The 12969-nt window shown below is 72.8% G+C and carries 15 protein-coding genes; 5 read left to right on the top strand and 10 right to left on the bottom strand.

Annotation, left to right across the window (positions count from 1 at the left end):
• Positions 1-3: 3 nt before the first annotated feature.
• Positions 4-744, bottom strand: coding sequence for a cobalt-precorrin-6A reductase (locus tag ACFZDI_RS06795; protein WP_391248273.1), 741 nt, complete (start codon positions 742-744; stop codon positions 4-6).
• 124 nt (positions 745-868) lie between these two features.
• Here ACFZDI_RS06795 and ACFZDI_RS06790 point away from each other — a divergent pair, with 124 nt between their 5' ends.
• On the top strand, positions 869-1669 hold the full coding sequence (locus ACFZDI_RS06790) for an HAD-IIA family hydrolase (protein ID WP_391248271.1): 801 nt from the start codon (positions 869-871) through the stop codon (positions 1667-1669).
• On the opposite strand, the gene ACFZDI_RS06785 is transcribed toward ACFZDI_RS06790, so the two are convergent.
• Positions 1655-2428 (bottom strand): TSUP family transporter, encoded by a 774-nt coding sequence (locus ACFZDI_RS06785; protein WP_391248269.1) that lies wholly within the window; start codon positions 2426-2428, stop codon positions 1655-1657. The genes ACFZDI_RS06790 and ACFZDI_RS06785 overlap by 15 nt on opposite strands.
• Positions 2429-2528: 100 nt before the next feature.
• Positions 2529-3716, bottom strand: a complete 1188-nt coding sequence (locus tag ACFZDI_RS06780) for an acetyl-CoA C-acyltransferase (protein WP_391248267.1) — start codon at positions 3714-3716, stop codon at positions 2529-2531.
• 183 nt (positions 3717-3899) lie between these two features.
• Here ACFZDI_RS06780 and ACFZDI_RS06775 point away from each other — a divergent pair, with 183 nt between their 5' ends.
• From ACFZDI_RS06775 to ACFZDI_RS06760, 4 genes are read left to right on the top strand one after another with little or no spacing between them, the layout of a single operon-like run.
• A complete protein-coding gene (locus tag ACFZDI_RS06775) occupies positions 3900-4157 on the top strand; it encodes a WhiB family transcriptional regulator (RefSeq protein ID WP_234848999.1) in 258 nt (85 codons plus the stop codon).
• Positions 4154-4630 (top strand): ferritin-like domain-containing protein, encoded by a 477-nt coding sequence (locus ACFZDI_RS06770; RefSeq protein ID WP_391248265.1) that lies wholly within the window; start codon positions 4154-4156, stop codon positions 4628-4630. The genes ACFZDI_RS06775 and ACFZDI_RS06770 overlap by 4 nt, the downstream gene beginning before the upstream one ends.
• A 52-nt stretch (positions 4631-4682) precedes the next feature.
• Positions 4683-5027, top strand: coding sequence for a DUF3140 domain-containing protein (locus ACFZDI_RS06765; RefSeq protein ID WP_391248263.1), 345 nt, complete (start codon positions 4683-4685; stop codon positions 5025-5027).
• 3 nt (positions 5028-5030) lie between these two features.
• Complete coding sequence (locus tag ACFZDI_RS06760; RefSeq protein ID WP_391248261.1) at positions 5031-5678, top strand: endonuclease; 648 nt, start codon at positions 5031-5033, stop codon at positions 5676-5678.
• Positions 5679-5726: 48 nt separating this feature from the next.
• Here ACFZDI_RS06760 and ACFZDI_RS06755 read toward each other — a convergent pair whose 3' ends face one another.
• From ACFZDI_RS06755 to ACFZDI_RS06725, 7 genes are read right to left on the bottom strand one after another with little or no spacing between them, the layout of a single operon-like run.
• Positions 5727-6416 carry an SDR family oxidoreductase gene (locus tag ACFZDI_RS06755; protein WP_391248259.1) on the bottom strand — a complete coding sequence of 230 codons (690 nt, stop codon included), beginning with the start codon at positions 6414-6416 and terminating at the stop codon, positions 5727-5729.
• A complete protein-coding gene (locus tag ACFZDI_RS06750) occupies positions 6413-7294 on the bottom strand; it encodes a cupin domain-containing protein (protein ID WP_391248257.1) in 882 nt (293 codons plus the stop codon). The genes ACFZDI_RS06755 and ACFZDI_RS06750 overlap by 4 nt, the downstream gene beginning before the upstream one ends.
• Positions 7291-8652 (bottom strand): amidohydrolase family protein, encoded by a 1362-nt coding sequence (locus ACFZDI_RS06745; RefSeq protein ID WP_391248256.1) that lies wholly within the window; start codon positions 8650-8652, stop codon positions 7291-7293. The genes ACFZDI_RS06750 and ACFZDI_RS06745 overlap by 4 nt, the downstream gene beginning before the upstream one ends.
• A gap of 41 nt (positions 8653-8693) precedes the next feature.
• Positions 8694-9674, bottom strand: a complete 981-nt coding sequence (locus ACFZDI_RS06740; protein WP_391248254.1) for a pyruvate dehydrogenase complex E1 component subunit beta — start codon at positions 9672-9674, stop codon at positions 8694-8696.
• Positions 9662-10639 carry a thiamine pyrophosphate-dependent enzyme gene (locus ACFZDI_RS06735; protein ID WP_391248252.1) on the bottom strand — a complete coding sequence of 326 codons (978 nt, stop codon included), beginning with the start codon at positions 10637-10639 and terminating at the stop codon, positions 9662-9664. The genes ACFZDI_RS06740 and ACFZDI_RS06735 overlap by 13 nt, the downstream gene beginning before the upstream one ends.
• Entirely contained in the window at positions 10639-12108 is a 1470-nt protein-coding gene (locus ACFZDI_RS06730) for a Xaa-Pro peptidase family protein (protein WP_234848989.1), read from the bottom strand. The genes ACFZDI_RS06735 and ACFZDI_RS06730 overlap by 1 nt, the downstream gene beginning before the upstream one ends.
• Before the next feature lie 52 nt (positions 12109-12160).
• Entirely contained in the window at positions 12161-12892 is a 732-nt protein-coding gene (locus ACFZDI_RS06725) for a cupin domain-containing protein (protein WP_391248250.1), read from the bottom strand.
• Positions 12893-12969: the final 77 nt, after the last annotated feature.

The raw sequence follows: 12969 nt of genomic DNA, 5'->3' as shown, positions 1-12969 counted from the left end.
GCCCTACCCGAGCTCCAGCCGTTCCAGTACGCCCTCCACATCGGGTACGGCCGTCACCCCGTCCGGCAGCGGCGGCCGCCGTACGACGACGACCGGCACTCCGAGATCCCGGGCCGCCGTCAGTTTGGCCGCCGTGGCCGCTCCCCCGCTGTCCTTGGTCACCAGGACGTCGACGCGGTGCTCGCGCAACAGGGCCGTCTCGCCGGGGACGGTGAACGGGCCGCGGGCGAGCAGCACATGGGTGTCGGGCGGCATCGGCGGCTCGGGGGGATCCACCGACCGCACCACGAAGTGGAGGTCCGTCAGGTGGGCGAAGGAGGCCAGGCCGAGGCGACCGGTGGTGAGGAGCACCCGGTGGCCGAGGAGCGGGAGCAGGTCCGCGGCCGCGTCCAGTGAGGGGACGGAATGCCACCGGTCCCCGGGGCCGGGCCGCCAGCCGGGGCGGCGGAGCACCACCGCGGGCACGCCGGACTCGCGCGCGGCGTCGGCGGCGTTGGCCGTGATCGCCTCGGCGAAGGGATGGGTGGCGTCGACGAGCACGTCCACGCCCTCGTCCCGCAGCCACCGGGCCAGTCCCGGGGCCCCGCCGAAGCCCCCGACGCGCACCTCCCCGTCCAGCGCCCCGGGCTGGGCCACGCGCCCGGCGAGGGACGTCGTGACACGGACGCCGGGACGCGCGCACAGCGCCGCGGCCAGAGCACGGGCCTCGGCCGTGCCGCCGAGGATCAGAACGTGAGGGGACACGGCGTCGAGCGTACGAGGTCGGGTGCGGCGGGCGCCCGGACGGGTGGGCCGACCGCAGAACCGGGGAAGCGCAGCGCGGCGGTGCCGACCGGCGAGAGCGGCTCTGCGTGGCTATCGTCCTGGCATGGAGTCCGTGCGTGCCGTGCTCATCGACATCGACGGGGTGCTCACCGTCTCGTGGCGGCCCCTGCCCGGGACCGTCGATGCCTTGCGGGAGATCCGGGAGGCCGGGTTCGGCGTTCTGCTGGTCACCAACACCACCTCGCGTACCCGGGCGTCGATCGCCGGGACGCTGACGGAGGCGGGTTTCCCCGTGTCCGCCGAGGACATCCTGACCGCGCCCGCCGCCACCGCCGCGTACCTCGCCGAGCACTGTCCCGGCGCCCGGTGCGCGCTGTTGAACAGCGGCGACATCGCCGAGGACCTCGAAGGGGTCGGTGTCGTCGAGGAGGACGACGCGGAGACCGTGCCGGATGTCGTCCTGGTCGGCGGGGCCGGTCCCGAGTTCGGTTACGCGGCGCTCGACCGGGCCTTCGGGCATCTGCAGCGCGGGGCCCGGCTGGTGGCGATGCACCGCAACCTGTACTGGCGCACGACCGAGGGACTGCGGCTGGACTCCGGGGCGTTCCTGGCGGGACTGGAGCGGGCCGCGCGGGTGGAGGCCGAGATCACCGGCAAGCCGGCGCGGGCGTTCTTCGACTCGGCGCTCGCGCGGCTGGACGTCGGCGCGGACGAGGCGGTGATGGTCGGCGACGACGTCGAGTCCGACGTGCTGGCGGCGCAGCGGGCCGGGCTCACCGGGGTGCTCGTGCGGACGGGGAAGTTCCAGGAGGAGACGCTGCGGGCCGCCGACGGCACGCCCGACCACGTGATCGACTCCTTCGCGGACCTCCCGGCGCTGCTGCGGGGCTCAGCGCAGCAGTAGTTGCAGACCGCCCACGACCGTCGCCGCGATGACGAGCTGCTCGAACAGCCGCTGGTTGATCCGGTGCACGGCCCACTTGCCGAACAGCGCGCCGGGCACGACGAACGCCACGAGCGCGAGGTCGAGCAGCAGCGAGCGGCCGTCGATCAGGCCGAGCCCCGCGCTGAAGGGCAGCTTGGAGACGTTGACGATCAGGAAGAAGAAGGCCGAGGTGCCGAGGAAGCCGAGCTTGCGGAAGCCCGCGGAGAGCAGGTACATCGACATCACGGGGCCGCCCGCGTTGGCGACCATGGTGGTGAAGCCGCCGAGGACACCGTAGGAGCGGGCCTTGATCCGGCCCGACCGGGTCGTTCCCGACTCCGGTTCCTCCTCCCTGTCCGCGGTGCGCCGGCGCCACACCGTCACGGCCGCCATCAGCAGCAGGATCGCGCCGATCGAGGTCCTGACGATCGCGTCGTCGGCCCGGAGGAGGAACACCGTGCCGACCACGACGCCCGCGGCGACCGCGGGGAACAGCCGCCACAGCGTGGGCCAGTGGGCATGCCGCCGGTAGGCGGCGACGGCCAGGAGGTCGCCGGCGATCAGGAGGGGCAGCAGCACGCCGGTGGAGGCGCGGGCCGGCAGCACCGCCGCGAAGATGGCGAGGCTGACCGTGTTGGCCCCGCTCACCGCGGTCTTCGAGAAGCCGACGAGCAGGGCCGCGAGGGCGAGGGCGGCGCATTCCCAGCCCGTGATGTGCCAAAGCGTCATGGTGTTCATGCGAACACTGATGCTATGTGCAACGAACGGGTGCTGTAAGCGCTGTCTCGCCTGGTGGGCCGGGACGGGGCCGCTGGGACCGCTGGGGCCGCTAGGGCCGCTAGGGCCGTTCGACGAGGAGCGCGCTTCCCTGGCCCACCCCGACGCACATCGTGGCGAGGCCCCGTCCCGCGCCCGTGCGCCGCATGCGGTGGAGCAGCGTCGTCAGGATGCGGGCGCCGGAGCATCCCAGGGGATGGCCCAGCGCGATGGCGCCGCCGCTGGGGTTGACCAGCTCGGGATCGATGCCGAGCTGGTCCACGCAGGCCAGGGCCTGGGCGGCGAAGGCCTCGTTGAACTCGGCCTCCTCCAGGTCGTCGACGCTCCAGCCGGCGCGGGTCAGCACCTTGCGGGTGGCGGGGACGGGGCCGATGCCCATGACGTCGGGGTGGACGCCGGCCGAGGCGCCGGCGACGTAGCGGCCCAGGGACTCCAGGCCCAGCTCGTTCAGGGCGTCCTCGCTGACCAGGAGGAGGCCGGCGGCACCGTCGTTCATCGGTGAGGCATTGCCCGCGGTGACCGAGCCCCCGTCACGGAAGACCGGCTTCAGCCGGGACAGCTTCTCGTACGAGGTGTCCTCGCGGACGCATTCGTCGGTGTCGACGACCACGCCGTCGGGGCGTTCCACGGAGAGGAGTTCGTCGTCGAAGTGGCCGTTCTTGCGGGCCAGGGCGGCGCGCTGGTGGCTGCGCAGGGCGAACTCGTCCTGGCGTTCGCGCGGGATGCCGTACCGCGCGGCGACCTCCTCGGCCGTCTCCCCCATGGCGAGCAGGCCGTGCAGTTCGCGCATCGCCGGGTTGACCAGACGCCAGCCGAGGCGGGTGTCGGCGGTCTCCATGCGGTGCGGCAGGGCCTCGTCGGGGCGGGGCAGCACGAAAGGCGCACGGCTCATCGACTCGGAGCCGCCCGCGATCACGACGTCGGCCTCGCCGGCGGCGATGGTGCGGGCGGCCGTGGTCACGGCCTCCAGGCCCGAAGCGCACAGGCGGTTGACGGTGGCGCCGGGCACGGAGTCGGGGAGGCCGGCGAGCAGCGCGGCCATGCGGGCGACGTTGCGGTTGTCCTCGCCCGCCTGGTTGGCGGCGCCCCAGTAGACGTCGTCGATCCGGGCCGGGTCCAGCGCGGGCACGCCGGCGACCAGGGCGCGGACCACGGTCGCCGCGAGGTCGTCGGGCCGTACCGAGGAGAGGGATCCCCGCAGCTTGCCGATGGGGGTGCGGCGGGCGGCCGCGAAGTGGACGGAACGCACGGGAGGCTCCTCACGCCGCGCATCAACGCGCATTAATTAGCACTGCTAGTTTCGGACTATAGACCCTCGGGCCACCTTCTGTGAAGATTCTGCGCCACCAGGGGTTCCCGGCAGTCGTATCGCAGGCCGGGCAAGGCTCATGCGTCGGGTTTGCACCGATGCGCCCAGGGCACCCGCGCGTCCATGGAGTGGTTGCGGAGCGCCGCCTGCGTGGACGAGGACCCCGAGCTGTTCTTTCCCGTCGGCACCGCCGGCCCCGCCCTGCGCGACGTGAGCGCCGCGAAGCGGGTCTGCGCGCGCTGCCCGGTCACCGACCAGTGCCTGAGCTTCGCGCTGAGCAGCGGTCAGACCTCGGGCGTGTGGGGCGGCACCGGCGAGGAGGAGCGCGACGCACTGCTCCGGACGACGAGGAACGACGTGAGAAGGAGAAGCGCCCTATGACGACTGTGAGGAGCACCCTGCCCGACGACGCCCGGAAGGTCGCCTGCGAGGCACTCCAGGACACGTTGGTGGATCTGCTCGGGCTCTCGCTGGTCGGGAAGCAGGCGCACTGGAACGTCGTCGGACCGCGGTTCCGGTCCATCCACCTCCAGCTCGACGATGTGGTCACGGCGGCACGGGACTTCGCCGACACGGTCGCGGAGCGGTCCGCGGCGCTGGGCGTCCCGCCGGACGGCCGGCCGGAGACCGTCGCCAAGGGCTTCACGCTGCCCGCTCCGCAGGAGGGCTGGGTGCGCGACTCGGACGCCGTGCAGGTGATGGTGGACGCGCTGCAGGACGCGGTCGCCCGGCTGCGTGAGCGCATCGACGCGACCGAGAAGGCCGACCCGGTCACCCAGGACCTGCTGATCGGCATCACCGCGGAGCTGGAGAAGCAGCGGTGGATGTTCGACGCCGAGAACTTCCCGCGCTGACCGGCGGGAAGACGGCGCAGGGCAAGCGACGGACGTACGGAAGGGGCAGGCGATGACCGACGCCCTCGAAATGGACGCGCTGTGGGAGGACTTCCACCGCGTGGTGAACATGACCTCGCAGGAACTCGCGGCCTGGCTGCGGGTCCGTGACGCCGACGAGGCCACCGAGCCGCTGCCGGACCAGGCGGGGTCGGCCACCGGACAGCATGTGCTGGCGATCCTGCAGAAGCGGCGCACCGACCTGACCGAGGACGACGTGCGCGTGATGCGGAAGGTCGTCGACACGGTCACCGACCAGGTGGACCTCGAGAACGAACCCGAGCCGGAGGTGACGGCCGAGGACACCCGTCGTCGGCACCGGCTGATGACCATCGGGCACGATCCGCTGAAGGGGTAGGCCGTGGACCGGCGGCAGCGCGTCGTCCGGGAGCTTCTGGGCGCGCACGGCCGGACGTACGCCGAGGACGCGGGCATCGGGCTGAAGGACACGCCGCAGCCGCTGTACCGGCTGCTGGTGCTGTCGCATCTGCTCAGTGCCCGCATCCGCGGTTCCGTCGCGCTGGCCACCGCCCGGGCCCTGCACGAGGCGGGGCTGCGGGATCCGCGGCGTATGGCGCGGGCCTCCTGGCAGGAACGCGTCGACGCGCTGGGCCGGGGCGGCTACCGGCGCTACGACGAACGCACGGCCACCCAGCTCGGCGACGGGGCCGAGCTGCTGACCGAGCGGTGGGGCGGCGATCTGCGGCGGCTGCGCGGCGAGGCGGACGGCAAGGTGACCGAACTGCGCCGTCTGCTCCAGGAGTTCCCGGGCATCGGGCCCGCGGGCGCCGACATCTTCCTGCGCGAGGCGCAGGGCGTGTGGCCGGAGGCGGCCCCCTACCTGGACGCCAAGGCCCTCCAGGGCGCCGAGCGTCTGAGCCTCCCCACGGACCCGGAGCGCCTCGCCGAACTGGCCGGGGACACCGACCCGGCCGTCTTCGCCGCGGCCCTCGTGCGGGCGGCGGTGGAGAAGGAGGTCGCGCAGGACGCGCTGCGACGTGCCGGTTGACCGGCATGTCCGCCGGCATCCTCGCCGACACCTCCGCCACAAGGCCGCTCACCCGAGCAACCAGCCCCCGTCCACGGTCAGTTCGACCGCGTTGACCGACCGGTTGCGCAGCAGGAAGTCCACCGCGTCCACCACGTCGTCCATCGAGGCGAGCCGTCCCGTGGGGGTCTCGGTACGCAGGGTGGCCAGCACCTTCTCCGGTTTGGCCTGCCAGTACGGACTGTCGCCCACGACGCCGGGATGCACGGCGTTGACCCGGACGGGAGCCAGCTCGACGGCGAGGGTGTTCATCAGGCCCCGCACCCCCGCGTTGACCGTCGCCACCGTCGTCGCGCCCGGGTAGGGGCGCTCCTTGGCCTGGCCGCCGAACAGCACGATGGCACTGCCGTCGTGCAGGCGGCCGCGCAGTGTGTGCACGACCTCCGTGTATCCGACGAGTTTGAGGGTGACCAGGCGCAGGGCGGCGTCGATGTCGTACTCGGTCACCTTGTTGTCGTCCCGGGAGACCCCCGCGATCACCAGATGGTCGACGCGCCCCAGTCCGGCCAGGGCCGCCGCGATCTCCAGCGGCCGGGCCAGGTCGAGGGCGAGTCCGCGTGCGCCGAACTCATTGGCGACCGCTTCGGCCCGCTGGGCGTCGCGGCTGGTGAGAACCACGTCGTCCCCGCGCTCGGCGCGCGTGCGGGCGAATGCGAGCCCGATCCCGGACGTTCCGCCGACGACGAGCACACTGCTCATGACTGTTCCTCCAGTGCCGAGCGCAGGTAGTCCCAGTCCCGTGTGAACCGGTACGAGTGCCGTGACGGCGGCTGCGGCGCCTGGGTCTCCAGCCAGCGCAGCGGGCCGCGTCCGGCGTTGACGAACCCGTGCACGCACCCGGCGCCCGCCCAGGCCACGTCGCCGGGTTCCAGCCGGTACCGCTCGCCGTCGAGGGTGGCCTCCGCGACGCCCTCCAGGATCAGATACGTCTCCTCGAAGGGGTGGTCGTGGGTGCCGATGATTCCGTCGGGCGCGTACTGCACCATGAACATGGTCGAGGCGACCGCGCCCAGGTCGCCGTCGATCATCATCTTCACCGTGATCCCGCTGTAGACGAGCAGCGCGGTCCGCATGCTCGCCGTGACGGCCAGCAGGTCCTGGGACTGCTTGCCGGGATCCATCTGGGCGGGCTCGAAATGGCCGAAGGCGCGGGTGCGCGGGTCGCGGACGTCGATCCGGACCGGGTCACGGGCGGGCATGCCGGGCACGGCCTGGGTGTCGTGTCCGTAGCGGGCGCGCGGTACCGGGGCCAGCATGTCCGCCCAGCGGCCGCCGGTGTTCCCGGCCCCGCGCCAGGCGTGCGGAACGCCGGTCGGCAGCAGACCGTAATCGCCCTCCTCCAGCAGGTACGAGCCCTCGGGCAGGTCCAGGATCACGGCCCCGTCGAGGACGAAGAAGGTCTCCTCGTACGAGTGCACATGGGCGGGCACCCGGCCGTCGGGCCGCAGGTCGCACAGACCGAAGCCGGTGTGGACGCTGCCGTCGTCCTCGCCGACCAGCGCCCGCCGGCGGTGGCCCCGGCCGTCGTGGGGCGCCTCGGGCAGGTCGGCGGCGTGGCGCACCAGGTGAGCGCTCATGCCGGAGCCTTCGCTCCCTTGGCCTCCTTCGCCGCGAGGAGCCGGTCGCGGGATTCGCCGACGAGCCGCAGGGCCCGGGCGGTGTCGCCGAGGAGCCTGCCGTCCCGCTTGCGGATCTCGCCGTCCACGAGGACGGTGTCCACGTTGGAGACGTCGGCGCACAGGGTCACCGCGGCCGCCGCGTCGTGCACGGGGGCGACGTTGGGGGCGGTGGCGTCGATCGCGACGACGTCGGCGCGCTTGCCGGGGGTCAGGGAGCCGGTGCGGTCCTCGAGCCCGGCGACGTGGGCGCCGTTCACGGTGGCGATCTCCAGCATCTGGCGCGCTGTCAGCATGCTGCTGGGTACGGGCATGTTGGCCTGCCAGCAGTCGGCGTTGACGCGGGCGCGTTCGGCGCCGAAGGCCGCGCGGATCTGGGTGAACATGTCGCCCGGCACGGTGGTGACGACGTCGATGCTGAGCGCGGGCCGCAGACCGTACTCGATGGCCTGCATCACGGGTGGCCAGCCGTGCCCCATCTGGAGCTCCACCTGGGGCGCGACCGAGATCGTGCCGCCGCTGTCGGCGACCATCTGCCATTCCTCCCCGCTGAGGTGGCAGCTGTGGACATAGGTGGTGTCCGGGCCGAGCAGCCCCAGGGCGTGGAGCTGCTTCACCATGCCGAAGCGGCCGGCGAGGCGCCCCATGGCCACGTGCACGGTGATCGGCAGGCCCAGCTCCCTGGCCATGGCCCACTCGGCGGTGACGACCTCGTCGACGCAGAAACCCGGGCCGCGGGTGGCCAGGCCCATGGTCAGCAGCCCGTCGTCGGACGCGAAGTACGCCGACCGGATCCGCCGTACGTCGTCCGCCGGGATCGCGATGCGGCTCTCGAACCAGTACTCGGCGAGCGAGGTGTTGGCGCTGCCGTACGCGTACTGCGCCCGGATGCCGGACTCGCGCAGGCCCTGGATCGCCGCGTCCGGGTGCTCGGGGGTGTTGTTGATGTGTGACCAGTCCACGAGCGTGGTGATGCCGGCGTTGAGGCACTCCAGCGCGCCCGCGAGGTTCCCGGCGTACACGTCCTGCGGGGTGTACAGGGGGGCGAAGGTGTCGAGGATGTCGACGAAGTAGTCGTCGAGGGTGGCGTCGGGGGCCACGCCCCGGATGGGCGCCTCCCAGGTGTGGCGGTGGGTGTCGACGAAGCCGGGGATCACGATGTGGCCGCTCATGTCGAGGACTTCGGCGTCGGCGCTGATCTCGGGTTCGACGGCCGCGATCGTGCCGTCCTCGACGAGGACGTCCCCCTGGGGCAGGTCCCCGATCTCCGGGTCCATCGAGATCACGTGACCGGAGCGCAGCAGTGTCCTGGTGGTCATCGCGCTTCCTCCCATGGGGTGTGCGGTGGCGGGTGGGCGGCTCAGTAGGCGGCGAGTCGGCGGACCTCCGTGACGACCTTGTCGACGGTCGGGATGACCTGTTCCTCCAGCGCGTCGGCGAACGGCAGCGGGACGCACTCCCCCGCCACCCGCCGCACGGGCGCGTCGAGGAGGCCGAACCCCTCGTCGGCGACGACCGAGACGACGGTGGCGCCCCAGCCGCCCTGGTACGGGTTCTCCTCGACGGTGACGAGCCGGGACGTCTTGCGCAGCGAGGCGAGGACGGTCGCGGCGTCCAGCGGGACGAGGCAGCGCAGGTCGACCACCTCGGCTTCGACGCCCTCCCCGGCCAGGGTCTCGGCGGCCTTCAGGGCCAGGGGAACCATCGAGGCCAGCGCGACGAGGGTGACGTCGCCGCCCTCGCGGACGACCGCGGCCCGGCCCAGCTCGACGACGTGCTCCGGCGGCGGCGGTGGGCCCTTGGTCGCGAACAGTCCCTTGTGCTCGAAGAAGATCACCGGGTCGTCACTGCGTATCGCCGCCGCCAGCATGCCGACGACGTCTGCGGGTGTCGCCGGCGCCGCGATCTTCAGCCCGGGGACGGCCAGCGCCCAGTTCTCGGTGGCCTGGGAGTGCTGCGCGCCGAAACCGAGCCCGCCGCCGTTGGCGGTGCGCACGACGAGCGGCACGGTCACCTGGCCGCCGGTCATGTAGCGCACCTTGGGGATCTCGTTGGCGAGGTAGTCCCAGCAGCAGGCCAGGAAGTCGGAGAACATGATCTCCGCGACGGGCCGCATCCCGGTCATGGCGGCGCCCATCGCCGCGCCCACGATGGCCTGTTCGGAGATGGGCGTGTCCCACACCCGCTCGGGCCCGAACTCCTCCCACAGCCCCGTGGTCGTCTTGAACACGCCGCCGGCCGCGCCGATGTCCTCCCCGAGGCACACCACCGACGCGTCCCGCCGCATCTCCCGGGCGATGCCCTCGGCGACCGCGTCCCGGTAGGTGATCACGTCCGCCATGCGGCACCTCCGTCCGCCCACACGTCGGTCAGTGCCTCACTTGGGTCGGGCGGTGGCGCGGCCTTCGCCGCCTCCACGGCCCGCTCCACGACGACCCGGGCCCGCTCGTCGGCCTCGGCGAGCGTCTCCTGCCTCACTCCCAGCTCGGCCAGCCGCCCCCGCGCGAGGTCCAACGGGTCGTGCTTCAGCCAGCGTTCGACCTCCTCGGCCGGGCGGTACGCCGCCGGATCGGTACGGCTGTGCCCGAAGTGGCGGTAGGTCTCGGCCTCCAGCACGGCGGGCCCGTCCCCCGCCCGGGCCCGCCGGGCGAGCCGCGCCACCGCCTCCTCGACCGCGACGACGTCGTTGCCGTCGACGACCTCGCCCGGCATGCCGTGGGCGGGAGCCCGGTCGGCCGCGGGCCGGGGCACGGCCGTGACGTCGGCGATCGGCGTGTACTCCATGTACAGGTTGTTCTCGCACACGAACAGCACCGGCAGCTTCCATACGGCTGCCAGGTTGAGCGACTCGTGGAAGGCGCCGATGTTCGTCGCGCCGTCGCCGAAGAAGGCGACCGCGAGCTGCTCGGTGCCCCGCAGCCGGGCCGACCAGGCCGCGCCCACCGCCATCGGCAGGTGGGCGCCGACGATGGCGTACGAACCGAGCATGCCGGTGGCCGCCTTGGTCAGGTGCATGGAACCGCCCTTGGCGCGGCACAGCCCGGTGGCGCGGCTCATCAGCTCGGCGAGGCACTCCTCGGGGGTGGCGCCCCTGGCGAGGGCGTGATGGTGGCCCCGGTAGGTGGCGAACACGTAGTCGTCCGGTCGCAGGGCGGCGCTCGCGCCCACGGCGATCGCCTCCTGCCCGGCGGCCAGGTGCGTGGTGCCCTTCACCAGGCCCCGCAGGAACAGGTCGTGGGCGGCCTTCTCCGTCCGGCGGATGACGTTCATCCGCTCGTACCGGTCGAGGAGCACGCCCGCGTCCATCAGCGGTTCCCGCCGGTGGTCCGGGGACGGTCCGCGCTGTGGGCCCGCGAGCGCTCCCCGGCGCCTGCCCGTGTGCGTTCCCCGATGCCCGCCTGCGCGCCGTCCTGGGCGCCTGCCCCTGCGCGGTGCGCGGCGTCCGACCGTGCGCGGTCCCCGGTGTTGAGATGGGACTGCGCCTCGCGGCGGGTGTTCAGCTCGCCGCCGACCGTCCAGTACTTGCGCCCGGCCACCAGCAGTTCCTCGGCCGGGAACTTGGTGATGACCTCGCAGCCGTCGGCGGTGACGACCAGTTCCTCCTCGATCCGGGCGGCGGACCAGCCGTCGGCGGCCGGCCAGTACGTCTCCAGGGCGAACACCAGCCCCTCTTCGAGGACTTCGGGGTGGTCGAGGGAGACCAGACGGCTGAAGATCGGCTTCTCCCAGATCGACAGGCCCACGCCGTGGCCGTACTGGAGGGCGAAAGCGGCGGTCTCGTCGGCGAAGCCGAACTCCTCGGCGCGCGGCCAGACCCGCACGACGTCGGCGGTGGTGGCGCCCGGCCGGACCAGGGCGATCGCCTCGTCCATGTACTCCCGGCAGCGCACGTACGCGTCCCGCTGCGCCGGCGAGGCGCTGCCCACGGCGAACGTGCGGTAGTAGCAGGTGCGGTAGCCGAGGTGGCTGTGCAGGATGTCGAAGAAGGCGGGGTCGCCGGGGCGGACCAACCGGTCGCTGTAGACGTGCGGATGCGGCGAACAGCGCTCCCCCGAGATGGCGTTGACGCCCTCGACGTACTCGCTGCCGAGGTCGTACAGCACCTTGCTGACCACGCCGACGCACTCGTTCTCGCGCACCCCCGGGCGCAGGTAGCCGTAGAGCTCCTCGTAGGCCGCGTCGACCATGGCGCAGGCCTGGGTGAGCAGGGCGATCTCGTCGCCGGTCTTGATGCGGCGGGCCTCCAGGAACACCTGCTGCCCGTCGACGACGTCGATGCCCTCGGCGCGCAGCGCGGTGAGGACGGGCATCTCGGCGACGTCGACACCGAGCGGCTCGTCCGCCAGGCCGTGGGCGCGCAACTCGGCGGCGATCTTGGCCGCCACGTCCTGGGCGATCCCGGCGTCGGGGTGGAAGGCGCCACGCAGGGTGGAGATACCGGCCCGGGCCCCGGTGGGCGGGCCGCCCTTGCCGTCGCTGTAGTCGAGCCAGGGGTTGTAGAGCTGGTGGTGGCGGGCGGCGGAGCCGAAGTCCCAGACGACCGGTTCGCCGTCGCGCACCAGCAGGGCGAAGCGGATCAGCTTGTCCATCGCCCAGGTGCCGATGTGGGTGGCCGTCATGTAGCGGATGTTGGCGAAGTCGAAGCTGAGCACCGCGCCGAGGGAGGAGCGGTTCAGCGACTCGTGCAGCCGGGCCAGCCGCTGCCCGCGCAGCCGGTCCAGGTCGATGCGCTCTTCCCAGTCGACGGCGTTGGGTCCATATGTGCGGATCGCCATGGCGACCACCCCCACTTCGGAGTGAACGCCCGTGTGCGATGGGTGTCAAGTGTCACTGAACATCGCCGGACACGAACCAGACGCCCACCGCCGGTACCTCTCCATCGTTGCGGTAGCGGTGGGGTGTCGTCGACTCGAAGCAGACGGAATCGCCCGGCCGCAGCGTGTACTCCTCGAAGGCGAGGGTGAGGATCAGCTCGCCTGAGGTCAGGTAGCCGTACTCGGTGCCGGGATGGCGCATCAGCGCACCGGAGGCCGAGGACGAGCCGCCGGGGCGGTAGGTCACGAGCAGGAAGTCGGCCTCGGCGCCCGGGGCCCGCCCGAGCCGCTCCCACACGACCCCCGAGTCCAGCTCCAGCGTCTCGCGCCCGCCCGCGGCGACCAGCGGCCCGATCCGCCGCCCCGGCTCGGCCGCGAGGGCGGCGAGGGCGAGCGGCACGGTGGCGGGTGACGTGGTGGCAGGGGGCAGCACGGTGGCGCCGGGCACGGCGGCGGGGGACGTGGTGGCGCGGGACGCGGCGTGCGGGACCGCGGGACGGATGGTGGCGGGCGGGACCGGCGCGGCCTCCTCCCGGGCGTCGAAGAGGGACTCGACGGAGATCCCCAGGGCCGTGGTGATCGCGTACAGGGTGCTGACCGACGGCTGGCTCTTGCCGGTCTCGATCTGCGACACGAGACTCGCCGACACACCGACCTCCCGGGCCAGCGCGCGCAGGCTCGTGCCGCGCTCCAGGCGGGCCTGCCGGATGCGCGCGCCGACGGGCGGCACGACGGCGGGGGACACGGGCGGCTCCTCTGCTCGGACGGACGGTGAGGCTGTTCAGCTTCACGCTCCTGCTGTTCAGCATCATTGAACAGCGC

Origin of the sequence: Streptomyces sp. NPDC007907, assembly GCF_042959365.1 — a bacterium.
Classification (GTDB): Bacteria; Actinomycetota; Actinomycetes; order Streptomycetales; family Streptomycetaceae; genus Streptomyces; species Streptomyces indiaensis.
Note: the sequence above shows the minus strand (reverse complement) of the source record. Positions and strands in the feature narration are given on the sequence as shown.